This is a genomic window from Azospirillum canadense, from assembly GCF_025961225.1.
GTDB classification, from domain to species: domain Bacteria; phylum Pseudomonadota; class Alphaproteobacteria; order Azospirillales; family Azospirillaceae; genus Azospirillum; species Azospirillum canadense.
Genome location: NZ_JAOQNG010000010.1, coordinates 1426934 through 1451447 on the forward strand (window position 1 = coordinate 1426934; position 24514 = coordinate 1451447).

Here is a 24514-nt window from a genome sequence, read left to right on the forward strand (position 1 = left end):
AGGAATACTCAGGTATGCGCATGAAGACTGTCACCGGCAGCCTTTGACCGCAAGCAACCTTACGGAGACGCGTGTCCGTCTTTTGGAAGAGACCTGAAAGGACGCGCCCGCTAACCTGAGGTTGTGTCGCCGTGTCCTAGACCTGGACGTCGAGGAACATGCCGCGCCGGTAGTTGCGCGGCAGCGTCAGGATGCCGTTGACGAGCAGGCTGGCCAGTTCGCGGACGGTGGGGATGCGCTGGCGCCCGCCGCCGACCGCTTCCGCCCGGCTGCGCACCCCGGCGGGCGCGGGCACCCGTCCGCCACCGATGTCGGAGCGGATCGGTTCGTTGGAGCGGTCGCCGGTGCGTCGGGTCTCAACCATACGCTTTATCTACCGCGATTCCCCGGCAGCGGCAAGCCGGCGACGGTCCAAGCACCGGCCACGCCACCGCTTGGCCCGAACTTATCCACAGAACGGTGCATAAGGCCGTGGATAAGCCTGTTGAACAGGCGGTCCCGCCTATACGGCGGCCCACAGCGCCAAAACACGGGGGCGGCGGCGCGGGGTCCCTCGTCCGGTGGAGGCGCGCCCCACCCTTGCCACGCCCGTAATCCCGAAGATGGGCTGTTTCCGGGAAGGATGTCCGCCAACTATCGGGCAGGACAGCAGGGCTTACCAGCCCGCGAAAGCCAGCCCCCAAAGGACGACGCATGGCGCATTATCTCGTGACCGGCGGATGCGGTTTCATCGGATCGCACTTGGCCGACCGGCTGATCGCCGACGGCCACCGGGTGACCATCCTCGACGACCTCTCCACCGGCCGGATGGAGAACAAGCCGACGCTCGCCCGGCTGGTGGTGGGCGACGTCGCCGACCAGGAGGTGGTCCGGCGGGCGATGGAGGGCGTGGACGGCGTCTTCCACCTCGCGGCCATCGCCTCGGTCCCGCGCTCGCGGGAATTCTGGGCGGAAACGCACCGCACCAACCTGTCCGGCACCATCACCGTGTTCGAGGCCGCCCGCGCCGCCCGCAACGGCGAGCCGGTGCCGGTCGTCTACGCCTCCTCCGCCGCGGTCTACGGCGACAACACGGCGACTCCGCTGCGCGAGGATGCCGTCACCCGCCCGCTCTCGGCCTACGGCGCCGACAAGCTGGGCTGCGAGCTGCACGCACGGGTGGCCTGGGAAATCCACGGCGTCCCCACGGTGGGTTTCCGCTTCTTCAACGTCTACGGCCCGCGGCAGGACCCGGCGTCCCCCTACTCCGGGGTCATTTCCATCTTCGCCCGCAAGGTGTCGCGCGGCGAGGACGTGACCATCTACGGCGACGGCCAGCAGGTGCGCGATTTCGTCTTCGTCGGCGACGTGGTCCGCTTCCTCGCCCGCGCGATGGAGCGCGGCCCGCAGGGCGCAGCCCAGGGAGTAGGCGTGTTCAACCTGTGCACCGGCCGCGCGACCTCGCTGCTGATGTTGCTGGATGTGCTGCAGGAATTGTGCGGCAGCCGGGTGCGCCGCGTCCACCTGCCACCGCGGCCGGGCGACATCCGGGTGTCGATCGGCGAACCCGCCCGCCTGCGTGCGGCCTTCGAGGACGTCTGCCGCGTCGGCCTCCTGCAAGGATTGGGCTCCACCCTGACCGGCGAGATGCCGTAAGGGAAGCGGGGTGGGTGGTTTCGTTGGGCGCCCACAAGTCGTCGCGTCGGGCCCCACCCTAACCCTCCCCCACCTTCGGCTCTCAGCGAACGCCAAAGGCGTTCGCCTGACGCCGTCAGCGCATGCAAGCATGCGCGAGAGGCGAGGGAGGGGACTACCGCCACCCGACAACTAAGCCCCTCCCCCGTCAAAGATGGGGGGAGGTCGGGAGGGGGCCCAACGAGACCACTTCCCCCTCAACCATCGACACCACACGCTCCACCACCCCCGCCACCGCCTCCGACAGCCCCTCGCCGAAGTCGAAACACCGCCCTTCCACGCCGTAGACGACCAGCGACGCGGGCAGCCTGCCCAGCGCACGCGCCGTCTCCACCGCCTCGGCGAGGCCGAAGCGGTGGGTGGAGTAGCGGAAGAAAGCGGCGGGCAGGGGCTCCGCGGCGGCGTCCAGGCGGCGGATGGTGCCGGGGGCGGCGCCGGATTGGGTGGCGTCGACGAGGATCACGCGCCCTACCCCGTCCCAGGCGTCGATCAGGGCGGCGCCCTCGCCGCTATGCTCTTGTGCCGGCAGGCCCAGCGCGGCGAGTCGGTCGGCGACCAGCGGGCCGACCGCGTCGTCCGACCGGTAGCAGTTGCCGATCCCGAGAATGAGCATGCACCACCCTCCTCCGGTTTCCCGGCGAGGATAGCGCAAGCGGGCTTCAGACGTCGCGGCGTTCCAGGCGCGGCAAACCGACCACCTTCAGGCGGCTTTCGCGCAGTTCCCCGACCTCGTCCAGGATCGGGTGGGCGACGGCGGCGACGTGGGCGTTGATGCGCTTCAGGTCGCGCAGCACGTCGAGCACCAGCGCGCTGGTTTCCACGCTGTCGGCGACGCCCCGGCGCACGCGGTCGAGGTGGTGCAGCGTCGCCTGCCGCTCCAGCGCGCGCACGGCGTCCTTGCCGGCGATCAGCTGCCGGGCCAGCCGCCGGTCCTCCGCGATGAAGGTGCCGAGCGCGGTGCGCAGGTTCTCCACCGTGCGGCGGTGCAGTTCCTCCACCTCCTGGAAGTCCTCCGGCGCGAAATGCAGGCCGTGGCGCAGGCGCTTGGCGGCCAGCTCCATCAGGCTCTTGTCGATGATGTCGCCGACATGCTCCAGGTTGATGGCGAAGGCCATCATCTCATTGACGCGGCGCGATTCCGCCTCGTCCAAGTTCCCGCGGCCGAGCTTCGCGAGGTAGAGCTTGATCGCCGTGTGCAGCCGGTCCACCCGGTCGTCGGCGCGGCTGACCTCGGCAATCGGGCGCTCGTCGTTCTGGCGCAACGCGACGAGGCTGCGGCGCAGCATGTCCTCCACCAGATCGCCCAGCCGCAGCGTCTCGCGCAACGCGCCGGCGATGGCGACCGACGGCGTCTCCAGCACCGACTCGTCCAGGTGGCGGGGCTGGGCGTCGTCATCCGCACTCTCGGCGTCGGGGATCAGCCGCTCGGTCAGGCGCGCCAGCGGCCCGACCAGCGGCAGGAAGACCGCGGCCAGAGCCACGTTGAAGATGACGTGCATGGTCACCACAGCCGTGAAGGGCGCCATGCCCTCCAGCGCGGTGACGGCGACGCCCAGGAACGGCAGCACGGCCAGCGCGCCCAGCGTGCGCACGATCAGGTTGCCGACCTGCACCCGCCGCGCCGCCGCGTTCTCCCGCGCGGTCTCCAGCACCACGGGCAGGGCGCCGCCCAGGTTGGCGCCCAGCACCAACGCCGCAGCCAGCGCCGGATCCACGATGTGCGCACCGGCGAGCGAGGCGGTCAGCAGCACGACGGCGAGGCTGGCGTGCACCGCCGCGGTCAGCGCGGCGGCAACCAGCATGGCGAAGAAGGGCTCCCCGCCCAGGGCCGTCAGCATGGCCTGCACCAGTTCCGACCGCTCGACCGGGATGGTGGCGGTGCCCAGCAGACGCAGGGCCAGCAGCATCAGCCCCAGCCCAAGGAACACGCTCGCCAACTCGCGGCGCCGCCGCCGCCCCTCCCCCAGCGCGTGCAGGACACCGCCGAGCACCAGCAGGGCCGGCGACAGCCAGTGCAGGTCGACGGCGAGCAGGCGGGTGACGAGGCTGGTCCCGACATTCGCCCCCAGCATGACCGCCTGCGCCATCGAGGTGCCGAGCAGCCCCTGCCCGGCCAGCGCCGCCGCCATCAGCGCGGTGGCCGTGCTGCTCTGCAAGGCCAGCGTCGCGCCGGTGCCGGCCAGGAAGGCGACCACCCGGTTGCGCGTGCCCTGCGCGACCCAGCGGCGGAGCGCCGCACCGCCACAGCGGAACACGCCCGTCCGCACCAGACGAAGGCCCCACAGCATCAGGGCCACGGCACCGAGAATGTCGATCAGGACGAGCGTCGGGGAGACCGGGACGGGTTCGATGGCGGAACTCCTGCATCAGGCGGGGGCGATGAAGGACACCGGGAACAGACCTGGGAACAGACCTTCATAAAAGTGTAACAACCTCCGTCCCCGACCTGATCCCTCGCGAAAGGCGTATTCCTTACGCGGCGCACGCAACCCAGCCTCCCTCAATCGCGGTCCACCGTCAGCGTCACGACGTGGGTCGCGCAGGAGATGCAGGGGTCGTAGTTGCGGATCGCCTGCTCGCAGCGGTCTTTCAGGCGCTCGTCGGGCAGGTCCAGGTTCGCCTGGACGACGCCGCGCAAGTCGGCCTCGATCTGTTTCTGGTTCTGGGAGGTCGGCGGCACGATGCTGGCCGAGGCGATGCGCCCCTCCCCGTCCAGGTCGTAGCGGTGGTAGCACAGGCCGCGCGGCGCCTCCGTGCAGCCGGTGCCGCGTCCGGCGCGCGGCAGGATGGAAACGGCGGCCGGGTCGAACGCCTCGTAGGCTTCGGCCAAGCGCACCGCCTCGTCGCAGGCGTAGACCGTCTCGACCGCCCGGACGACCAGGCTTTTGAACGGGTTCCGCACCACCCGCGGCAGCCCGGCATCCGCGGTCGCCTGCTTGGCGAGCAGGGACAACTGGTCGAAGTTCAGCGCGTAGCGCGCCAGCGTCCCGACCATGTAGGGCCGGTCCGCCCCGACCATCACACCGTGCAAGGCGTTGGAGTAGGCGACATGCTCCTCCGCGAAGTGCGTTTCAAAGTCGGCGACGGGAATGTCCAGCCCGCGGTTGGAGACGATGCGCCCGCGGTCGATGGCGTATTCATCGGGGTGGTGGAGCGCCACGAAGGTGTAGTCGTCCTCGTAGTCCGGAAATTCAAAGCCGGCGAACAGCCGCACGGACTCCACCGCCGCGTCGCGCGCCCGGCGCAGGTCGTCGAGCAGCCCGCGCACCTCCGCCCGCGGCGGCGCCTTCCAGAAGCCGCCGACGCGCGTGTTGACGGGGTGGACGGCGCGCCCGCCCAGCACCTCCAGAATGCGGTTGCCGGTCTTCTTCAGGTCGAGCGCCCGCTCCACCACGCCTGGATGCGCCTTGGCGAGCTGGATGGAATCCTCGAAGCCCAGGAAGTCCGGCGCATGCAGCAGGTAGGCGTGCAGGACGTGGCTCTGGACCCACTCCCCGCAATAGAGCAGGCGGCGGGCGTTGCGGATCGCGTCGGGCACGGCGACGCCCAGCGCCGCCTCCATGGCGTGGCTGGACCCGACGATGTAGGCGACCGGGCAGATGCCGCAGATGCGCGACGTGATGTCCGGCGCGTCGCCGTAAGGGCGGCCGACCAGCAGCGCCTCGAAGAAGCGCGGCGGTTCGAAGATGCGGAACTTCAGATCCTGCACCACCCCGCCCTTCACCCGGACATACAGCGCCCCCTCCCCCTCGACACGGGCCAGGGCATCGACCTTGATGGTGCGGGTTTCCATGTCAGGCCTCCAAATCCCCTCGCCCGCCCCCGGCGGGAGAGGGAGGAGCCCACCGCGCAGCGGTGGGAGGGTGAGGGCTAGGTTTACCCGACAGGGCAGCCCGAATCGTCTCCGCGACGCCCTCCGGATTGGCGAGAATGTCGGTGTTCCAGAAGCGCAGGACGCGCCAGCCCGTGTTCGTCAGAAACTCGGCCCGAAGTTGGTCGCGCTCCGCTCCATTGTGCTGACCACCGTCGGCTTCCACGGCCAACTGCGCTTCCACGCACGCAAAGTCCAGCACATAGGGCGGCGCTGGATGTTGGCGTCGGAACTTCCACCCATCGAGGCGCCGACCGCGCAGCAGACGCCACAGCGTCTTTTCCGCATCTGTACCTTCGGCGCGAAGCGCACGCGATTTGTCGAGCGTTGTCGGTGGCGTGCGGGACATGACCGTTGCTCCATCGGATGAACCTAGCCCTCACCCTCCCACGCCTTTGGCGCGGGCCCCTCCCTCTCCCGCCGGGGGCGGGAGAGGGGCGTTGGCGTCGGCTTCGCGGCGAAACGCCTCCGCGTCCGCGTTGAAGGAGCGGAAGGCGTTGGCGATGTCGGCGTCGCGCCAGCCCAGCGCGGTCAGCTGCTTGGCCAGCGCTGCGGTGTTCGGCGTTTCCTTCGGGCCGAAGCAGCCGTAGCAGCCGCGCGCGAACCGGGGGCAAAGGTTGCCGCAGCCGGCCTGGGTCACGGGGCCGAGGCACGGCACGCCGCGCGCCACCATCACGCACACCGTCCCGTGAAGCTTGCATTCGATGCACTGGCTGTGCGGCGGCACGACCGGGCGGCGGCCGTTCAGGAAGGCGTTCAGCACCTCCAGCAGCTGGGACTTACTGATGGGGCAGCCGTGCAGTTCGAAATCGACCGTCACATGGTCGCGGATGGCGGTGGAGGTCGCCAGCGTGTCGATGAAGTCTGGCCGGGCGTAGACGGCGCGGACGAAGCCATCCACGTCGCGGAAGTTCCGCAGGGCCTGGATGCCGCCCGCGGTGGCGCAGGCGCCGATGGTGATCAGCACCTTCGACCGGGCGCGGATGCGCCGGATGCGCTCCGCGTCATGCGGCGTGCTGATGGAGCCCTCCACCAGCGAGACGTCGTATGGGCCGTGGATCGCCACGCGCGTCGCCTCCAGGAAATAGGCGATCTCCACTGCGTCGGCGACGGCCAGCAGCTCGTCCTCGCAGTCGAGCAGAGACAGCTGGCAGCCGTCGCAGGAGGAGAATTTCCACACGGCCAGTTTGGGCCGGCGTTTGGGGACTTTCCGGGGCATGTCACAGCTCCCGCACGGAGAAGACGTGCTCGATGGTGTCGTAGCGGTAGACGGGGCCGTCCTTGCACATGAAGGAGCCGCCCATCTGGCAGTGCCCGCAGAAGCCCACGCCGCACTTCATGTTGCGCTCCAGCGTCACATAGATACGGTCGGCGGTTACGCCGCGCTCGTACAGCGCTTGGACGGCCGGTCGGGTCATCGTCTCCGATCGGCAGACGTAGGCGGTGGTCTGCTCCGGGTCGAAGCGGGCGATCTTCACCAGATTGGCGACGCTGCCCACCCGGCCGCGATAGCCGGCGGGGGCGGAATGGACGGTGACGTGCACCTGCATGTCGAAGCGCCCGCGCCATTGGTGCAGCTGACCCTCATAGAGGATGTCGTGCGTCCCGCGCGATCCGTAGCAGAGCACCACCTTACCGAAGTGCTCGCGCCGGTTCAGCACCTCAAGAATGAGCGGTCGCAGCGGGGCGAGGCCGATGGTGCCGGTGACGAAGAGTACGTCCTGGCCGTACGCCTCCTCGATCGGCCAGGGGTGGCCGAAAGGGCCGCGTACGCCGATGCTATCGCCGGGGCGCAGAGCGGCCATGGCGCGGGTGACCGTGCCGACCTCCCGCACCGTGTGGACCAGCCCGCCCGGGTCGCGGCAGTCGCCGGAGACGGAGATCGCCACCTCCCCCACGCCGAACACGTACAGCATGTTGAACTGGCCCGGCCGGAAGACGTACGGCCGGCCGTCCTGGCTTTCCAGCACCAGCGTGAAGCAGCCGTCCACTTCGCGCAGACGCCGGACGATCCGGAACGGGCGCGGCACCATGGGGTCGGCGGACGCTATGGTCGTGGGGGGAAGGAGCGCGGAGTCCATGGACGTCCTCCGTCACTCGGCGGCGTCGGTGGTCAGTTCGACGATGCGCAGGCGCGCCTCGGCGATGCGGCGGCCCATGACGGGGATGAAGCGCTGGTAGAGGTGGAAGCCCAGCTCGTGGTTCTCGTCGATCTTGCGGCGCAGGCAGGCGCCGTCGATGGCGATGGCCCGCACCTGCTCCACCGCGCGAGCGTCGAAGGTCCAGCGGTGGGGCGGGACCAGCCAGGACCAGCCGATGATCTCCCCCTCCCCGATGTTCTCCACCACCACGGATGGCCGGCCGGGCGCGTGCACCTCCACCGCCACCGTGCCTTGGCGGATCAGGTAGAAGTGGTCGGCGGCGGCGCCCTCCTGGAACAGGAACTCGCCAGGGCGCCTGTGGGCGTTGGTGCAGCAGCCGACCACCACCCCGCGCACGTCGGGCGGCATGTCGCGGAAGAACGGATGTTCGGCCAGCAGCCGGCCCAGCCCCTCGACCTGCACCATGGTCAGCCCCTCCCCTCGCTGTCGTGGATCGCACGCGCCTCTTCGGTGATGTCGATGCCGACCGGGCACCAGGTGATGCAGCGCCCGCAGCCAGTGCAGCCGGAGGTCCCGAACTGCTCCCACCAGCTCGACAGCTTGTGGGTCATCCATTGCCGGTAGCGCGACAGGCCGCTCTGCCGGATGGCGCCGCCGTGGATGTAGGAGAAATCCACGGTGAAGCAGGAATCCCAGCGCCGCCAGCGCTCCACATGGTCGCCGGACAGGTCGGTGGTGTCCTCCACGGTGGTGCAGAAGCAGGTCGGGCAGACCATGGTGCAGTTGGCGCAACTGAGACAGCGCGCCGCCACCTCCGCCCAGCGCGGATGCTCCAGGTTGCGGGCCAGCAGGGGGCCGGCATCGGGCACCATCGCGCGGCCCATGTGGGCGCGGGCCTGTTCGACCGAAGCGTCGGCCGCCGCGCGGTCTTGTGGGCCGGCCGCATGCCCCGGCAGGCGGGCGAGCAGCGCCGCCCCGGTCGCCGAGCCGGCCTCCGCCAGGAAAGCGGGCGTCCCGCAGCCGGGCAACTCCGTCAGGGCGAGGTCGTAGCCGCCCGCGGCCTTCGGCCCGGCCCCCATACTGTCGCAAAAGCAGGTGCCGCCGGCCCGCCCGCAATTCACGGCGACGATGAAGGCGGCGGCGCGGCGGGCGGCGTAGCCGCTGTCGGTGAAGCGCTCCTGCCCGGCGGAGCGCCCCTCGTGCGGGGCCACCCCGAACACCCGGTCCTGCACAGCCATGGCCGCCAAGTCGCAGGCGCGCACGCCGAGGAAGGCGTGGTGTGGGACCGGATCGGCCGGCGTTTCCACGGTGAAGCCCCGGCCGTCCCGCCGGCCGGTCCACAGCGTCTGGCGCGGCGGGTAGAGGTGCCGTTTCCAACTCTGCGGGCCGACGGTGTGGGAGAAGGCCGTCTGCGCGTCGCCCGGAACCAAGCGGTAGCGGCCGCCGTCCTGCTCGTCGATCAAGCCCCAGGAAAGGTCGTCGGCGCTCTCCACCGGGTCGAGGACGATGGCGCCGTCGCGCAGCCGCGGCCCGATGACGGCGTATCCGTCGCCGCGCAGCGCGGCGATCAGGGCGTCCAGTCCCTCGCGGTCCAGGATGGCGGCTTCCGGAAGGGCGGAACGGCCGGTCGTCGGTGCGGTGCGCTCCATGGGCAGCCCCCTCGCGTCACGACGTGACGAGGGAAGTATACGCCCTTTGGCGAAGCGATGAAGGTCCGCCCCGAACCACCTTAGTCGTGGGCGGCGAGCGTTTTGTCGCAGTCCGCCGTTCTGTCTGCTAGGAACGCGCCCCGACCACGCGAGACGAAGACTGGGCAGGCGACGAGGAATCGAATGGCGAAGTGGAACTCCGGGCCGAGCCGTCGGCAGACATCAGGCCGGGCACCGCGGCGCGGGTCGTCGCTGACGCTGGGCGGCCTCGTCGCCGTGCTGCTGGTGCTGGCCGCCGTGTATTTGGGCGAGAAATACCACCTGCTGCCGCGCGGCAGCCTGGACATCCTGATCGGCCGCGAGGAGCCGCCGGCCAAGCGCGACCGCACCGGTCAACGCCCGCCCGCCCAAGTGCCGCGCCCCACCCCGGACGCGAGCATCGACTACGCCCGCGTCCTGCAACAGCTCGACGGCATCCGCGTGGAGGACGAAAAGCGCGGCGGCTACGTCCGCGAGGAATGGCCGCACTGGCTGACCATCGGCAGCAAGTGCCTGAACACGCGCGAACAGGTGCTGATCCGCGATTCGGCGGAGCCTGCCCAGCTGTCGCCCAACGGCTGCTCCGTCCTTTCCGGTGTCTGGCATGATCCCTATACGGGCGAGACCTTCACCAACCCGCGCCAGGTCGACATCGACCACCGCGTGCCGCTGGAGGAGGCCTACGGCAGCGGCGGCTACGACTGGCCGCGCGAGAAGCGCGCCGCCTACGCCAACGACCTGACCGACCCGCTGACCCTCGTCACCGTGTCCGCCGCCGCCAACCGTGCCAAGGGCTCAAAGGGGCCGGAGGAATGGCTGCCGCCGCGCCAGGACTACCTCTGCGCCTACGTCGCGGACTGGATCGCCGTGAAGGCCCGCTGGCAGCTGACCATGGACGAGCGCGAGCGCGTGACGGTCGGCAACATCATCGCCGACTGCCGCGAGCAGGCCGGCGCGGTCCATTGAACGCGGCCGGCGATCGGCGGAATTCCGGGCCGGACCGAACTCACCAACTGAGGAAAATGCCCACGTCGCCGGGCATGCCGCCGGGATAGTCCAGGATCTGCGCGCGGATCCGGTAGCCCAGGGGGCGCAGTTTCGCGTCGAAGGACTCGTAGAGTTCGCGGGCGAAGCCGGTCAGGCTGGATGGCCAGTCGTCGGACAGGTTGTTGATGGCGCGTCCGCCGTCCTCGCACCAGTCGCTGGGAAAGCGCAGGGCCAGGATCTCATGGTCGCCGCGCTTGGCGGCCTCGGCGACCTGGTGGTTGAAGCGGTCCTCCACCTGCGGGTCCAGGTGCCGGTGCAGAAAGGCGTCGTGCTGCCGCTTCAGCTCCTCCTCGTGCTTGTGCTCCAGTTCCTCGGCTTCGTGCACGAGTTTGCAGTGCTGCTCCTCCGCCATGCGGCGGAGGTCTTCCGGACGCAGGAGCGTGGTCATCGGCGCTCTCCCGTGCAGGAGGACTGGAGGGAACCAGCCTACGGGACCCGCAAGCCGAAGGCCAGGGCGCCCGTTGCCGCACCGCGGCGGCGCGGCCGCAGTGCGAAGAAAGGCGTCAGTGCAGGATGTTGCCGGCGACCCAGCGTTCGACGATCTGCTCCGCTTCCGGCATGGCCAGTTCCGGATGATGCCAGCGCAGGACGACGGTGGCGGCCTCCAGCGCGTGGCGGTCCGGGCGGCCCCGGTCGACCAGCTCGCGGTAGGCGCGCTCCACGATGGGCCGGCAGCCGCAGACGGCCGCCTCGCAGGCGGCGAAGCGCTCGGCAAAATCCTGCTGGGCCAATTCCCGCTTGGGCAATTTTTGGCGCCTCTGGTCCGATGAATGGTCGTCCGCCGGCATCAGGCGGGCTCCGTTCCCTTGCGCTTGGTCCGTCGCCCGAAAATCTCCAGGCGCTGGCCAATCATATCGAATCCAAGCTCGCGGGCAATGCGCGCGACGGCCTCCTCCAACTCGGGGTCCTGGAATTCGACCACCTCGCCCGACTCGATGTCGATCAGGTGATGGTGGTGGTCGCCTCTCGCCTCCTCGTAGCGCGCGCGGCCGTCGCCGAAGTCGTGGCGCTGGATGATGCCGATCTCTTCGAACAGGCGCATCGACCGGTAGACGGTGGCGAGGCTGATGCCGGAGTCGATGGCGGAGGCGCGGCGGTAGACTTCCTCGACGTCGGGGTGGTCGGCGGCTTCCGACAGGACGCGCGCGATGATCCGGCGCTGGCCGGTCATCTTCAACCCCCGCTCCGCGCAGGCGCGTTCGAGCCGCGACGGGAGGGCATCGTCGGGAGGCGTTCCGGTGTGCGTCGTCACAGGCTGATCCTTTCCGCTTCCATCCCTGGCCCCGCCGGGCTGTCCGCCGGCGTCGATTGGAAAGGAGATGGAGAGCGGAAAGGGTCCTGGCAACGGCTTTCCCATGCGGGAGAAGTAGCCTCAAAGGCTCCACAAGGAAACGTTTACTGGAAGGCGGCCTTCTTCTCTTCCACCTTCGTCACCAGCGCACGGACGGCGTTGGGGTCGAGCACGGCCTGCGACGGCGGGACGGCGGTCGGGAAGGCCTTGGCGATCTCGTCCATGTTCCCGGTCACGGCCTTGAAGGCGTCGCCGTTCTTCGCGGCCAGCCCCTTGGCGTGGGTGGAGACGTAGGCGCGCGCCGCGGTGACGAAGCCGCGCGCGTCCTGGTATTCCACGGCGTTGGCCAGCTTGTCGTCGACAAAGGCCTCCTTGTATTCCTCGGCCGCCTGCGACAGCACGCCCGGGGCGACCGTCATAGCGAAGGCCGGGGCCTTCTTGTCGGAGGCCTTCATGGCCTTCTCCAGCTTGGCGAGCACGGCGTCCTGCTTGGCGAAGACCTCGGCGGCCGGCTTCTTGGCCTTCACCAGCCCGGCCAGCGCCTTCAGGTCGCCCTCGAAGTTCGGCAGCTTGCGCGTCTTGATCTCGTCCTTGATCAGGCCCCAGATTTCCTCGGTCGGGTGCAGGTAATGGGGGGCGGCGTCGTCCAGGCGGCCGGCGCGGTACAGCTCCTGCCCGACGAGAAGGTGGCCCTTCAGCATCAGCAGGCGGCCGACCAGGGCCTCCCCAGCGGGGTATTCGGTGAAGATGTCCTGCTCCGGCGCTTCGGCAGCGGGGGCGGCAGCCTCGCCGGCCGGGGCGGGGTGCTGGTGGTCCGCCTGCGCAACCTGCACCGCGGCGGAGGCGTGCATCCCATGCCCGTGCATCTGCCCCTGCATCTCCGCGGCGTTCGCCCCGGCGCCCAGAAGCGCGAAGGTGCTGATCCCCATCCAAAGCGTGAGCGTCTTCGTGTGCATGCGGGGTTGCCTTTCCTGTTTCCCGTTTGGTGCCCGTCCGGCTGGCGCCCTGTCGGCGCCTGTCCGTCCGGCGTGTGTCGCAGTGCGGTGCTCAACCCGCTATACTGAAATTGCGAGTGAATCGCAATAGCAAGTCCTGACCGTCGCTCAGCTTCCCACGCGCCGCCCGAATAGTATTGAGAGTTACTCGCATTAGCAATGCAGGACGTGGGCGGCGCATGACGGGCTTGCCGGATCGGGGGGTGCCTTCTGCGACGCCGGTGGTGGCATAGTGTGCGCCCAAAGGACGCACCCCCGACAGGACAGGACATTCCCTTGGCCACCGACGAGACGGCACCGGACCAAACGGCCCAGGGCAAAACGATATCGCCGGCAGCATCCGTCACCGCGCCCCCCGCCGCCCCTTTCGCTCCGGAAACGCCGCCCGCTCCCTTCGCGCTGCTGCTGGCGGAGGTGACCAGCGTGCAGGCGATCGCCACCCTGTCGGTGCTGACCATGGCGACGGTGGCGCCGCTGGCCGCGGGCTCGCTGGGCGTCGGGGCGGAGGCGGTCGGCTACCAGATCAGCATCATCTACGGCGCCGGCGCGCTGGTGTCGTCGGTGGCCGGGCTGGTGGTGCGGCGCTGGGGGGCTGGCACGGTCGGCGTCGCCGCCATGGTGCTGGGGCTGCTCGGCTGCCTGGGGCTCGCCACCGGCCTGCTGTGGGTGGCGGCGCTGGCGTCGGTGCTGATCGGGATCGGCTACGGGCTGGTCAACCCCTCCTCCTCGCACCTGCTGAACCGCTTCACGCCGCCGGCCCGGCGCAACCTCGTCTTCTCGCTGAAGCAGACCGGCGTCCCGCTGGCCGGCGTGCTGGCGGGGCTGATCCTGCCGGGCATCGGCCAGTGGGCGGGATGGCGCGGGGCGGCGCTGGCCGTCGCCGCGCTGTTCGCCGTGCTGCTGGCGATCTTCGCGCCGGGGCGGCGGGTGTGGGACGACGACCGCAAGCCCGGCCTGATCCTGCGCGGCAAGCTGACGGAGGGCCCGCGGCTGGTCTGGCGGGAACCGGCGCTGCGCGGCTTCGCCCTGATGGGCTTCTGCTTTTCGGCCATCCAGCTGTCGCTGATGGCCTTCACCGTCAACATGCTGGTGCACGACCTCGGCTGGCCGATCGTCACCGCCGGCTTCGCCGTATCGGTGATGCAGCTGTCGGGGGCGGCGGCGCGCATCGGCTGGGGCCTGCTGGCCGACCGGATGCGGTCCGGCACCGCGGTGCTGGCCGGCATCGGCGTCCTGTCCATGGCGGCGGCGCTTGCCACGGCCACGCTGGCGCCGTCCTGGCCGTCCTGGGCGGTGGTCGTGGTGCTGGCGGTGTTCGGCGCCGGGGCCATCGGCTGGAACGGCGTGTTCCTGGCGGAGGTCGCGCGCGTCTCCCCGCCCGGTTCCGCGAGTGCTGCAACGGGCGGCGCCATGATGCTGACCTTCGCCGGCGTGGTCGTGGGACCGGCGCTGTTCGCCACGGCCTACAACGCGGTGGGCAGCTACGGGCTGACCTTCGCCCTGATGGCTGTGTTCCCGGTGGCCGGCGCCCTGGCCGTGCTGCTGGCCGCCCGCCGCTCCAAAAACGCCGCCTGAAACTTCGGGTTGCAAGACGCCCGACGACGAATCGATGGTTCGCCTTGGCCGCCGGTCCAGTGGGGCAGACGGACATAGTCTTCACCCCACCCCCTCCCCCCACGGTACCACGGCCGACTCCGACGGAGTTCCCCCCTTGGAACAAGGCAACCCGGCTTTCGCAAGCGCGTTCTAAGGAAGGTGGTTCGTGCATAATGCATCGGCCGGGACAACAAGGACGAATACAAATGAAATGCAAGGATTCCTTGCTCCCCGCGCCAACCCAGTCCCGGTAGGAGCCTTTCGCCGCCTTTTCCGCCAACAAACGTCGGAAAGCCCGCGCTTATGGACATGCGGACTCTTATTCAGGACGATCGTGTTGCGGTCGACATCGACCTTTTGCCCATCTCTGAAGTCGAAAATTTGCGCCAACTGTGGACTGACCTGGAATCACGCGCCGACGGGTCGTTCTTTCTGTCCTGGTCATGGATCGGCAACTGGCTGGCCTTTCTGCCGGCCAAGGCGCGCCCCCATCTTTTGAAGGCAACTTCGCATGGCCGCGTCGTCGGCTTGGCTCTGCTGTGCCCGCGCACGCTCTGGCGGTTTGGCCTGCTGCGCACGCGCTGCTGGCTGCTGCATGAGACCGGCGAGCGGGTCTTCGACCGCCTGTTCATGGAGTACAACGGCATCCTCGCCGACCGGTCCTGCGCGCCCGAGGTGCTGACCGCCTGCTTCGACTGGCTGGGTAGCCGCCTGACCAACTGGGACGAACTGGTGCTCGGCGGGCTGGAACCGGCGGCCGAGGCGGCTGTGCGCCGGGTGGCGCAGGGACAGGGCCACACGCTCCAGGTGCGGGTCGCCGACAGCACCCAGTGGGTCGACCTCGGCCACGTGCGCCAACGGGGCGGGGACTACCTCGCCACGCTGGGCAAGAACACCCGCGCGACGGTGCGGCGCGCCATGCGGCTCTACACGGACCGCGGCCCGCTGGACTACCGCGTTGCCGCCAACGCGGACGAAGCCCTGGCCGACTTCCGCGCCATGGAGGTGCTGCACCAGTCGAGCTGGGCGGCCCGCGGCCAGTCCGGCGCCTTCTCCAACCCGTCCTTCCGCCCGTTCCACGAACGGCTGATCGCCACCGGCGTGCCGGAGGGAACCGTCCGCATGTGCCGGGTCAGCGTTGCGGGGCAGCCGGTCGGCTTCCTCTACAACTTCGTGCACCGCGGGCGGGTGATGAACTACCAGGGCGGCTTCGCCTACGAGGAGGACAAGCGCGTCAAGCCCGGCCTCGTCAGCCACGTGCTCGCCGTTGAGGACACGCTGGCGAGAGGCGAGGACTGCTACGACTTCATGTCAACCCCGGCCGGGCACAAGCCGCTGCTGTCCAACGCCGAACAACCGATGAATTGGCTGGCACTCGGCCCGGACAGGGTAAGCCGTCAGATCGATGCCCGTCTCCGTCAGGCGAAGTGCGGCCTGATAGAAAGGCTTAAGCGGTTGCCGCGCAGCCCCCTGGCCCCCATGAATCGGTGATCGAATCGGTGATCGATTCCGCAACGCCGCGAAATCCGGTCCCCCCGCACTTGGCGAAGGTCGTCACGATGAAGAACGCGTTCTCGAATGCCGCCATCGCCTGCGTGATGGGCGACATGGACATGGTACGCCCGCTGGGGCTGGCCGGCGTGCGCTGCGCCGTGGTCACGCACCTGGGCACCCCGGCCCTGCATTCCCGCTACACCAAGGACGTGATCCTCTGGGAGGACTCGACCAAGAACCAGGACGAACTGGTGGAGGAGATGGTCCGCTGGGGCCGCGCCCAGGCGGAGAAGCCCGTCCTCTTCTACCAGGACGACAACCAGCTGCTGATCGCGTCGCGCTACCGCGACCGTCTGGCCGAGGCCTTCCGCATTCCCATAGCCGAGCCTGAGTTGATCGAGGACTTGGTGGACAAGGGCCGCTTCCAGGCCCTGGCGGAGCGGCTGGACCTGCCCGTCCCGGCGACACGGCGCCTGTTCCCGACCCGCGACCTCGCCCCGGTCGCCATCGACCTGCGCTTCCCCCTGATCATCAAGCCGCTGACCCGCCGCAAGGTCTGGGATCTGACGGAGGGATTCGGCAAGGCGCTCCAGGTCAACGGCATCGACGAACTGCGCGCCCTGTGGCCGAAGCTGGCGGCAGTTGGGCTGGATGTTCTGGCGCAGGAGATGATCCCCGGCCCGGAGACCCGGATCGAGAGCTACCACGTCTACGTCGACCCGCAAGGCGCCATCGCCGGGGAGTTCACCGGCCGCAAGATCCGCACCTACCCCCTGGAATACGGCCACAGCACGGCGCTCACCATCACCGATGAGGCGGACGTCGCAACACTCGGGCGCAAGATGGTGGAGGTGCTGGGCCTGACGGGCGTCGCCAAATTCGACTTCAAGCGCGCCCCGGACGGAAGCCTGCACCTGTTGGAGGTCAACCCGCGCTTCAACCTTTGGCACCATCTCGGCGCGGTGGCCGGCGTGAACCTGCCGGCGCTGGTCTACGCCGACACGCTGGGGCTGCCCCGGCCGGCGGTGAGCAAGGCGCGGGTCGGCGCCTGCTGGTGCTCCATGACCAAGGACCTGAAAGCCGCCCGCGAGAGCGGCGTGCCGATGGGGCAGTGGCTGCCCTGGATGATGCGGTGCGAGGCGAAAGCGCTGGTGATGGACGACCCCATGCCGTTCCTGTTCAACCAGTTCAACCGCTTCCTGCCCTCAAACATCCGGCGCACCCGCCCGGTGGACGCCCTGAAAGCTTAAAGGCTTGCGCGATGCGGCTCGGCATCCTGTCGGACATCCACGCGAACGTGGAGGCGCTGCGCGCCGCCCTGGCCGACATGGAGTCGGCGGGGGTGGAGCGCATCGTCTGCCTGGGCGACATCGTGGGCTACAACACCGACCCGTCGGCCTGCATCGCCCTGCTGCGCGAGGCCGGCGCCCTGTGCATCGCCGGCAACCACGACCGGGCGGTCACGCGCCAAATCCCGACCGACGGCTTCAGCGTCCGCGCCATCCGCGCGGTTGCCTGGACGCGCAAGCGCCTGTCGGCGGAGGAGATCGCCTGGCTCGCCGCCCTACCGCTGAAGGCCGCGGTGGACGACCAACTGGTGGTGGTGCATGGCGCGCTGCATGTGGACCAGGGCTGCGAACTGGTCCGGCTGAACAGCGATGACCGCCTGCGCCAGTCAGCCCAGGCGCTGCTGGAGCATCCGTCCGGCGCCCGCGTCTGCGCCTTCGGCCACACGCACCGGCTGGGCGTGCACGAATACCGGGATGGGGAGCTGTGGAAGCACGACCGCGACGAGGTTCGGCTGCGGGACGGCTCCGTCTACCTTCTGAACCCCGGCACCGTCGGCGAACCCCGCACGGCCGAGCGCCGCGCGACCTACATCGTATTCGACACGGAGCAGCGGATGGTGAGCGTGCGCCGTGTGCCCTACGACGACGCGGCCGCCTTCACCAAGACCCGCAAGGCCGGCATCGAGCCGCGCCGGCTGTTGGCCATACCCGCTCCGATCCGCTCCACTCTGCAGGAGGGCCTGCGGCGGGTCGGCATCTACGAGATGGTGCGGCGGGTGATCAATTCGTAAGGGGCGCGCAACACGCCGCCCCCACCGCTCGCCCCACCGTTCAATGAACGGTGGCGAGCATCAGCAGCGAAGCCGAGAGCGGCAGAAGGGCGAGCAGAAGCTTGAACATGACCTGGGTTCCTGTCCCTGAACGGCGGGGACATTACCCTCATGCGCGGCGAATTTCTGTGATAAAGCGTCGCGGCGCGGTCGCACTTTTGTCACGGCAGATCTGCGTCGGACGAGGTGTCGGCGTCAGGCCGGATACCGGTCCCGGTGCTTCACGATGACCCACAGGGCGTGGATCATGCCCGGGATGTAGCCGAGCAGGGTCAGCAGGATGTTGATCCAGAACTGGGCGCCAAACCCCACCTGGAGGAAGACGCCGACGGGCGGCAGCAGAAGCGCCAGGATGATGCGTATCAGGTCCATGCCCGAACAACACACGGCGACGCCCGAGGTTCCTTCCCACTGCCTTCGGTGAGTGGTCCGAACGCAACCATGCCCCCTACCGCCGCGGCCCGAACCGCTTCCGTGGCGCCCCGCGGAAGCCGGCTTTCGGCGGGGGCTCGCGCCGGTTACCGGCGGAGCGTGCACCGCGGGTGGCGAGCAGTTCGGCCAAGCGCCGGCTGACCTCCGCCCGGCGGGCGCGCACGGCTTCGCGTTCCGGGAACAGGGTGGGAAACTTGCGCGCCGCCCAGTAGTAGAGATCGCAGGCGCGCGACGCCGCCTCCAGCGCCGCCCCGTCCAGCCCGTCGAGCCGCGCCGGGACGATGCGCCCGATGGGCATCGCCTCCCCCGACTCGACCGCGCCGACGATGGTGGCGAGGATGCGGGCCTCCGCCTCCTCGTCCAGGTCGGCGGGGACGAGCAGCAGGTCGAGCTTCGCCGCCAGCGGAAGCCGCCGCTCGTCCAGCATCACGGCGAGCCGGCGCAGCACCGACAGATCGCCGACCCGGTAGGGCGAGCCGCCCGTGTGCGCGTCGGCGAAACAGTCCACCAGCAGGACGGTTTCCTCCGTCTCCAGATGGCCCGCCAGCCGGGCCAGCATCCCGCGCGTCGGCCGCACGGTCAGCGGTGCCGTCGGCAGCAGGCGCGGGTCACCCTTTTCCAGCAGGTTGCGCAGCGCCTGCGGCGTGCCGCGGCCGACCACGCCGAATTCCCCCGATTCGAACTTGCCGAAGCGGCCGGCGCGGCCGGCGATCTGCTTCACCTCCGTCGCGGTCAGCGGGCGGACGCTGCTGCCGTCGAACTTCTCCAGCGCGGTGAACAGGACGCGGCGGCAGGGCAGGTTCAGCCCCATTCCGATGGCGTCGGTCGCCACCACCACGTCGGCCTTGCCGGACAGGAAGCGCGCCGCCTCCCGCCGCCGCACCTCCGGCGCCAGCGCGCCATAGACCGCCGCGACCGACAGCCCCCGCGCCCGCAGCGTGTCGCGCACGGCGTGCACCTCGCGGCGGGAGAAGGCGATCAGGGCGTCGCCGGGCTCCACCTCTTCCCAGTTCAGGCGGCGGTCGATCATGGTCAGCGGCACCTTGCGCTCCAGCTCGATCACCTCCAGCCGCTCGCCCAGATGCTCCGCCGCGCGCTCGACCAGCGGCCGGGCCTCCGGCGCGCCGAGGATGTAGACGGTCTCCGCCGGGGCGCCCATCAGCGCCGCAGTCCAGGCCCAGCCGCGGTCGGCGTCGGCGAGCATCTGGATCTCGTCGATCACCGCCACCTCCACCGGCCGGTCAGGGTCCATCACCTCGATGGTCGAGGCGGTGTGGCGCGCGCCGGGCGTGGAAATCGCCTCCTCCCCCGTCAGCAGGGAGGCTGGCGTGCCCTCCGCGTTCAGCCGTTCCATCACCTCCAGCGCCAGCAGGCGCAGTGGGGCGAGATAGACGCCGTCGTAGGCCTCCTTCAGCGCCTCGATCGCGTGGTGGGTCTTGCCGGAGTTGGTCGGGCCGACCACCAGCACCAGCCGCCGCCCCAGCCCGCGCGCCACGGGGAACAGCCGCTCGAACCGCGCGAAGTCGAAATGCCGGTCCACATAGGCGCGCCCGCGCGCCTCCGCCCGTTCCCGCCGCCAGACGTCGAACTCGCGGTCCCAGCGATCGAGCAGCTCCTCCACGCCGTGCCGGTTGCGCGCCGCCCGCGACAGCCGCTCGGCCAGGCTGGCGAAGGTCCAACCATCCTCCGGCTCCCCCACCTCCGCGGCGTAGCGGTGCAGGCGGGCGGCGGTGCGCGACAGCGCCTCTTCCAGCGCGGAGGACAGGGCCGGGTCGCCCTCCAGCCGCAACGTCAGCTCCTCGTCGGTCAGGTCGGCCAGCTCCAGCACGTCCAGCGTGCGGGAGACCTGCAACCGCACGGGAACGGCCAAGCCGGGCCAGGGCAGGTCTTCGCTGCGGACGGCGCGCAGGCGGGTGCGGTCCTCAGCCGGGTGCAGGCTGGTCGACCATCCCTCCAGCGCGTGGCGCCCCTGGGCCAGCAGATCGTTGCGCCGCCGGGCGCGGTCGAGAAGCCCCTGGATTTCCAGCAGGATGGCCTCGCGCCGCTCCGCAGGGACCAGCAGGTCGCGCTTCCCCTTGGGCAGCGGCAGGCCAAGCGGGACAAGGCCGTGCCGCTCCGCATGCTCCACCCGCGTGACGCCGACGGCGGCCGGCGTCACCACGTCGGGGTGGGCGGAGGCCAGCTCGTGCACGAGGTTCGGGTCATGGGGAACGCTGTCGTCGGAAGGGGGCATCGCGGTCACACACTTCACTCAAAGATTTCTCAAAATCACACTGGCGATCACGGCCCATCCGTGTCATGAGCCTGACCCCGCCGGGCATTCCGGCCCGGGGCAGGCATCAAGCCATGACCAGACAACTCCGCGCAAAGATTCTGAGACCCGATCTCGATCCGGCCGACCGCAAGGGGATGTCGGGCACCGCTGCTGGGGGCACCGCCGCCGGGGAGACCCGCTGCCGCTGCTGCGGCCGGCCGGGCGGCGCCGTGGTGCGCTGCCTGCCGGACGGGCGCTGGTACGACCCGTCCGACCAGACTTGGCGCGACGGCCGCGGGCGGCGGGCCGCCTGGCCCGACGTGGTCGAATACGCTGAGACGCGCGACCTGAAGGTCGTCGTCCGCCCGCGCCAGCCCTCCGGCAACCCGGAGGCGCGGCCGAAGAGCCTGTGCCAGCGCTGCTACATGCAGGAAGAGGCCCTGCGCAACGCGATCCGCAACCGCATCCGCGCCCGCATGCGCCGGGCGCTGGGCGACCTGTTCCTCGGCGACTACTCCGCCCCCGGCATCCTGGAACGCGCCATGGAGCTGTACCGCCGCAAGCCCCGACGGAATTAGGGTGCGGAATTAAGGGGCGAAACTAAACCGGCTGGAATTAGACCGGTTCTTGGGGCTCCCCCGGCATGGGCGGGATGTCCGGTGCCTCGTCGGGCGGGGCGTCCGGGGGCAGCGGCATGGGGATCGGCACGTCCGGGTCCGGACCGGGCGGCGGATAGGCGCTCATGGTCGGCCTTTCGCAAGAGTTGGAATCCTCTTTCAACGGGTCTGACAACACTTGGGCAAAGCGTCCGGCACCTGACCAAAATCAACGCGACGCTCTCGGGTCCCGACGATGATGGGCGGGAAGGACCGCCTCCCCCAGGACCGCCACCATGACCAAAAGCTTCATCATCACGCCTCTTTCGCCATCCCACGCGGACCAGGCGCTGCCCGTGGCGCAGGCCCTGCACCGGGACATGACCCTGGAGCAATGGCGCGGCGCGGTGGCACCCTTTCTGGAATCCGGCCCGAATGGTAGTTGCGGCGCCATGGCCTGCGCCATGAGCGACGGGCACATCCGCGGCCTGTACTGCTGGCGCGTCAGCGCCGACAGCGCGGTGCGCGTGCTGACCGTGCCGATCTTCGTCGCCATCGGCCTGTTCGACGCGGCGGCGACCAGCGCGGCGCAGATCGAGTCCATCGATCACCTCGCCCGCCAGCTCGGCTGCGGGACGGTGGTGGTCGACCTGCGGGGGTGCGTGGTGGCGGCCACGGCGCCGAAGCTGGACGCGGAGGGGCTGTTCACCCGGCTCGGCTACCGGCTGATCGGCGAAGCCCTGGTGCGGGAGGTCGGGGCCGGCTCCGCCGCTTTCGCAACGGCGGGCGCGGCCTGAGGAAGCGTTACTGGTTCCGAAACCATGCCACCGCGTCGGCCAGCGCCTCACCGGCCGGGCGCGGGCGGTAGTTCAGCTTGGCTTCCGCCTTGGCGGAGCTGAAGAACATGCGCTTCTGCGACAGGCGGACGCCGTCCACCGTCATCAGCGGCTCAGCATTCGCGCGGGACACGCGGGCGAAGGCCTCCATGGCGTAGGCGAGCGGGATCAGCGCGCGGTGCGGCAGGCGGACGACCGGCGGCGTGCGGCCGACCAGCGTCGCGATGACCGCCAGAATGTCGCGCAGCATCAGGTTCTCGCCGCCGAGGATGTAGCGCTGCCCGACCTCCCCGGTGCGGAAGGCCTGCCAGTGCCCCTCCGCCACGTCGTCCACATGCACGATGTTCAGCCCGGTGTCGACGTAGGCCGGCATGCGCCCCGCGGCGGCGTCGGCGATCATGCGGCCGGTCGGGGTTGGGCGGATGTCGCGCGGCCCCACGGGGGTGGAGGGGTTGACGATCACCGCCGGCAGCCCGCGTTCCGCGATCAGCCGGTGCACCTCCCGCTCGCCCAGGAACTTGGTGCGCTTGTAGGGGCCGATCATGTCGTCGAACGTGGAGGGCGTCTCCTCGTCGGCGACGCCACCGGGCACGATGCCCAGCGTCGCCACGCTGCTGGTGTGCACGATCCGCGACACGCCGGCGTCGAGAGCGGCGAGCATCAGTGCCCGCGTGCCGTCGACGTTGATCCGCCGCATGCGCTCGGGGTCCGGCACCCACAGCCGATAGTCGGCGGCGACGTGAAACAGAGCCTCGCACCCCGCGACGGCGCGGCGCAGCGAGGGTTCGTCCAGCAGGTCGCCCTCGACGACCTCGACGTCGAGCCCCTGCAGGTTGCGGCGGTCGGTCCCGCGCCGCACCAGCGTGCGGACGGCCAGCCCCTCCGCCAGCAGCCGGCGCGCGACCGCGGAGCCCACGAACCCCGTGGCGCCCGTCACCAGCACAGTCATCGGTCGGTCTCCCTGGGTACGGCCCTATTGTTTGGTCGCGGCCGCGATCTCGCGCGTCTTCTCATCGAGTCGCTTGATCAGGCCGGCGATGCCCTCGTCCTGGATCGTCCGCGCGAAGTCGGAGCGGCGCGTGGCCAGCTCGCTGATCGTGCGGTCGAGGAAGACGTCGCTGATCTTCCAGCCGCCACCGCCCGAACCGGCGTCCACCGGGCGCAGCAGGAAGTTGATGGCGACCGGCTTGTCGTCGGTCGGGACGATCTGCGTCTCCACCACCGTGCCGGCCTGGGTCTGGCGCTCGCCCTGAACCTCCAGCTTCTCGCCGCCGAAGTCGTTGAAGTTGGCGGCGTAGTTGGCGACGCTGTAGCGGGTGAAGGCGTCCACCGCCTGGTCCTGCTGCTGCGGGGTCGCCGCCGACCAGCCGGTCGCGCCGACCACGACGCGGGTCATCAGCGTGGCGTTGAAGGCCTTCTCGAAAGCCGGGCGGATGCGGTCGAAGCGGCCCTGGAAGCCCAGCTTGCGGCCGTCCTTCATGGCGCCGATCAGCACGTCGTAGAAGCCCTGCACCACACCGCGCGGCGCGCCCGGCCCGCCAGGCGACGGGGCCTGGGCGTGGGCCGGCGACATCCCACCGGGATACAGTGCGGAAAAGGCCAGGATGGCGGCGAACAGGGCGAATCGCCGCGACGCAATGAGAGAAGTAAGCACCTTGCCGACGGCCACGGTGGCGAGCCTCCGGGAGTTGAATGGGGAACGGGGCGGACCTGGGGTAAACAGGTGGCAGCGCCCGCGTGGCACTATGTATGGAGCAATCCCGCGGAGGCGAGAAGCCCCCTTGCATTCCAGCCACCCCCAAAAAGGAGGGTCTGCGGCCTGCGGCACCATGACGATACCGGTCGGCGACGATGTGCGTTGACAGGCGCGAGGACGATACGATCTCCTATCGATAGGATTGACCGCGCAACCCACCGCCGACAGCCAACCGCCAGGACGCCCCTTCATGAAGCTCACCAAGAACACGACGACGCTCTGCGCCAGGAGCGGTCGTGTGGAACGGACGGAGCGGATTGTTCCTCCCCAAAAGGCCAACGCCGAGCAGCAGCGCGCCGCTAAGCAGCTGTTCCGACAATTGAGCACCAACGTCAGCGTCAGCGGGTGGAAGCCGTACGTCAAGGCGTCGTAATCACCGATGCCCTTCTACAACGTCCCCATTCCGGGTGTCCGACGGCCACCGGCCTGCGATAAAGAGACGACACAGGACTTTCTCGACAAGCGCGCCCAGCTTACGCCGGACCAGGCGGGGGCCGTCGAGCGCTTGGTCGAGTCGTTCAACACCAAGCCCGGCACGGCGGGCGACATCGAGCTTCCGGGAACGGAGATCGGCACGGCCCACGCCCGCATCGGGGGCGGAGCCTACGTGCTGTATCAGCAATTTTCGCAGCACGGACAGACCAAGCTGCTCATCAAGCTCTGGTACTGCGGCGCCTACGAAGGGGCGCGGGACGCCGGGCGGTTCGATTTCCAGGACGACCTGGACGCGGCCGACGGCGACTAATCGCCGGCCCCAGCGCAC

Annotated in this window: 28 protein-coding genes; 10 read left to right on the forward strand and 18 right to left on the reverse strand. The window is 69.8% G+C overall.

Annotated features, from left to right (window positions below):
- Positions 1-136 precede the first annotated feature (136 nt).
- Positions 137-364 (reverse strand): hypothetical protein, encoded by a 228-nt coding sequence (locus tag M2351_RS42370; RefSeq protein ID WP_264661959.1) that lies wholly within the window; start codon positions 362-364, stop codon positions 137-139.
- A 329-nt stretch (positions 365-693) separates the two neighbouring features.
- On the opposite strand from M2351_RS42370, the gene M2351_RS42375 reads away from it, so the two are divergent.
- On the forward strand, positions 694-1635 hold the full coding sequence (locus tag M2351_RS42375) for an NAD-dependent epimerase/dehydratase family protein (RefSeq protein WP_264661960.1): 942 nt from the start codon (positions 694-696) through the stop codon (positions 1633-1635).
- 187 nt (positions 1636-1822) lie between these two features.
- On the opposite strand, the gene M2351_RS42380 is transcribed toward M2351_RS42375, so the two are convergent.
- From M2351_RS42380 to M2351_RS42415, 8 genes are all read right to left on the reverse strand, one after another.
- Positions 1823-2287, reverse strand: a complete 465-nt coding sequence (locus M2351_RS42380) for a hydrogenase maturation protease (protein ID WP_264661961.1) — start codon at positions 2285-2287, stop codon at positions 1823-1825.
- A 46-nt stretch (positions 2288-2333) separates the two neighbouring features.
- The gene (locus M2351_RS42385) at positions 2334-4025 is read right to left on the reverse strand and encodes a Na/Pi cotransporter family protein (protein ID WP_264662444.1); all 1692 of its coding nucleotides are present in this window, start codon (positions 4023-4025) and stop codon (positions 2334-2336) included.
- Between the two features lie 149 nt (positions 4026-4174).
- Positions 4175-5467, reverse strand: coding sequence for a Ni/Fe hydrogenase subunit alpha (locus M2351_RS42390; protein ID WP_264661962.1), 1293 nt, complete (start codon positions 5465-5467; stop codon positions 4175-4177).
- A 1-nt stretch (position 5468) separates the two neighbouring features.
- Positions 5469-5894: an endonuclease domain-containing protein gene (locus M2351_RS42395; protein WP_264661963.1), complete on the reverse strand. Its 426-nt coding sequence runs from the start codon at positions 5892-5894 to the stop codon at positions 5469-5471.
- A gap of 30 nt (positions 5895-5924) precedes the next feature.
- The gene (locus M2351_RS42400) at positions 5925-6764 is read right to left on the reverse strand and encodes an NADH-quinone oxidoreductase subunit B family protein (protein ID WP_264661964.1); all 840 of its coding nucleotides are present in this window, start codon (positions 6762-6764) and stop codon (positions 5925-5927) included.
- A gap of 1 nt (position 6765) precedes the next feature.
- Complete coding sequence (locus M2351_RS42405) at positions 6766-7626, reverse strand: FAD/NAD(P)-binding protein (RefSeq protein ID WP_264661965.1); 861 nt, start codon at positions 7624-7626, stop codon at positions 6766-6768.
- Between the two features lie 12 nt (positions 7627-7638).
- Entirely contained in the window at positions 7639-8112 is a 474-nt protein-coding gene (locus M2351_RS42410; RefSeq protein WP_264661966.1) for a cyclic nucleotide-binding domain-containing protein, read from the reverse strand.
- Positions 8113-8114: 2 nt separating this feature from the next.
- Positions 8115-9296, reverse strand: coding sequence for a 4Fe-4S dicluster domain-containing protein (locus M2351_RS42415; RefSeq protein ID WP_264661967.1), 1182 nt, complete (start codon positions 9294-9296; stop codon positions 8115-8117).
- Between the two features lie 183 nt (positions 9297-9479).
- On the opposite strand from M2351_RS42415, the gene M2351_RS42420 reads away from it, so the two are divergent.
- The gene (locus M2351_RS42420) at positions 9480-10301 is read left to right on the forward strand and encodes an HNH endonuclease family protein (protein ID WP_264661968.1); all 822 of its coding nucleotides are present in this window, start codon (positions 9480-9482) and stop codon (positions 10299-10301) included.
- Positions 10302-10341: 40 nt separating this feature from the next.
- Here the strand turns inward: M2351_RS42420 and M2351_RS42425 are convergent, their stop codons facing one another.
- The 4 genes from M2351_RS42425 to M2351_RS42440 all read right to left on the reverse strand — a co-directional run bounded on the left by M2351_RS42425 (position 10342) and on the right by M2351_RS42440 (position 12629).
- Positions 10342-10770: a hypothetical protein gene (locus M2351_RS42425; protein ID WP_264661969.1), complete on the reverse strand. Its 429-nt coding sequence runs from the start codon at positions 10768-10770 to the stop codon at positions 10342-10344.
- A gap of 115 nt (positions 10771-10885) precedes the next feature.
- Entirely contained in the window at positions 10886-11170 is a 285-nt protein-coding gene (locus M2351_RS42430) for a hypothetical protein (RefSeq protein ID WP_264661970.1), read from the reverse strand.
- Entirely contained in the window at positions 11170-11634 is a 465-nt protein-coding gene (locus M2351_RS42435; RefSeq protein WP_264661971.1) for a Fur family transcriptional regulator, read from the reverse strand. Before M2351_RS42435 ends, M2351_RS42430 begins: the two co-directional genes overlap by 1 nt.
- A gap of 143 nt (positions 11635-11777) precedes the next feature.
- Positions 11778-12629 (reverse strand): hypothetical protein, encoded by an 852-nt coding sequence (locus tag M2351_RS42440; protein ID WP_264661972.1) that lies wholly within the window; start codon positions 12627-12629, stop codon positions 11778-11780.
- A 315-nt stretch (positions 12630-12944) separates the two neighbouring features.
- On the opposite strand from M2351_RS42440, the gene M2351_RS42445 reads away from it, so the two are divergent.
- From M2351_RS42445 to M2351_RS42460, 4 genes are all read left to right on the forward strand, one after another.
- Entirely contained in the window at positions 12945-14243 is a 1299-nt protein-coding gene (locus tag M2351_RS42445; protein ID WP_264661973.1) for an MFS transporter, read from the forward strand.
- A gap of 402 nt (positions 14244-14645) precedes the next feature.
- Positions 14646-15755 (forward strand): GNAT family N-acetyltransferase, encoded by a 1110-nt coding sequence (locus tag M2351_RS42450; protein WP_264661974.1) that lies wholly within the window; start codon positions 14646-14648, stop codon positions 15753-15755.
- Between the two features lie 68 nt (positions 15756-15823).
- A complete protein-coding gene (locus M2351_RS42455; protein WP_264661975.1) occupies positions 15824-17008 on the forward strand; it encodes a carboxylate--amine ligase in 1185 nt (394 codons plus the stop codon).
- Between the two features lie 11 nt (positions 17009-17019).
- The gene (locus M2351_RS42460) at positions 17020-17838 is read left to right on the forward strand and encodes a metallophosphoesterase family protein (protein ID WP_264661976.1); all 819 of its coding nucleotides are present in this window, start codon (positions 17020-17022) and stop codon (positions 17836-17838) included.
- A 234-nt stretch (positions 17839-18072) separates the two neighbouring features.
- Here M2351_RS42460 and M2351_RS42465 read toward each other — a convergent pair whose 3' ends face one another.
- Both M2351_RS42465 and M2351_RS42470 read right to left on the reverse strand, forming a co-directional pair.
- The gene (locus tag M2351_RS42465; RefSeq protein WP_264661977.1) at positions 18073-18249 is read right to left on the reverse strand and encodes a YqaE/Pmp3 family membrane protein; all 177 of its coding nucleotides are present in this window, start codon (positions 18247-18249) and stop codon (positions 18073-18075) included.
- 76 nt (positions 18250-18325) lie between these two features.
- Entirely contained in the window at positions 18326-20542 is a 2217-nt protein-coding gene (locus M2351_RS42470; protein WP_264661978.1) for a helicase-related protein, read from the reverse strand.
- 113 nt (positions 20543-20655) lie between these two features.
- Between M2351_RS42470 and M2351_RS42475 the strand changes: the two genes are divergently transcribed.
- On the forward strand, positions 20656-21141 hold the full coding sequence (locus M2351_RS42475; RefSeq protein ID WP_264661979.1) for a hypothetical protein: 486 nt from the start codon (positions 20656-20658) through the stop codon (positions 21139-21141).
- Positions 21142-21178: 37 nt separating this feature from the next.
- Here M2351_RS42475 and M2351_RS42480 read toward each other — a convergent pair whose 3' ends face one another.
- Positions 21179-21307: a hypothetical protein gene (locus tag M2351_RS42480; protein WP_264661980.1), complete on the reverse strand. Its 129-nt coding sequence runs from the start codon at positions 21305-21307 to the stop codon at positions 21179-21181.
- Positions 21308-21455: 148 nt separating this feature from the next.
- Here M2351_RS42480 and M2351_RS42485 point away from each other — a divergent pair, with 148 nt between their 5' ends.
- Positions 21456-21956: a hypothetical protein gene (locus M2351_RS42485; protein ID WP_264661981.1), complete on the forward strand. Its 501-nt coding sequence runs from the start codon at positions 21456-21458 to the stop codon at positions 21954-21956.
- A 7-nt stretch (positions 21957-21963) separates the two neighbouring features.
- Here M2351_RS42485 and hpnA read toward each other — a convergent pair whose 3' ends face one another.
- Both hpnA and M2351_RS42495 read right to left on the reverse strand, forming a co-directional pair.
- Entirely contained in the window at positions 21964-22944 is a 981-nt protein-coding gene (gene hpnA / locus M2351_RS42490) for a hopanoid-associated sugar epimerase (RefSeq protein WP_264661982.1), read from the reverse strand.
- A gap of 24 nt (positions 22945-22968) precedes the next feature.
- Positions 22969-23664, reverse strand: a complete 696-nt coding sequence (locus tag M2351_RS42495; protein WP_264661983.1) for an ABC transporter substrate-binding protein — start codon at positions 23662-23664, stop codon at positions 22969-22971.
- Between the two features lie 277 nt (positions 23665-23941).
- Between M2351_RS42495 and M2351_RS42500 the strand changes: the two genes are divergently transcribed.
- Both M2351_RS42500 and M2351_RS42505 read left to right on the forward strand, forming a co-directional pair.
- Complete coding sequence (locus M2351_RS42500; protein ID WP_264661984.1) at positions 23942-24124, forward strand: hypothetical protein; 183 nt, start codon at positions 23942-23944, stop codon at positions 24122-24124.
- A 6-nt stretch (positions 24125-24130) separates the two neighbouring features.
- On the forward strand, positions 24131-24496 hold the full coding sequence (locus M2351_RS42505) for a hypothetical protein (RefSeq protein ID WP_264661985.1): 366 nt from the start codon (positions 24131-24133) through the stop codon (positions 24494-24496).
- Positions 24497-24514: the final 18 nt, after the last annotated feature.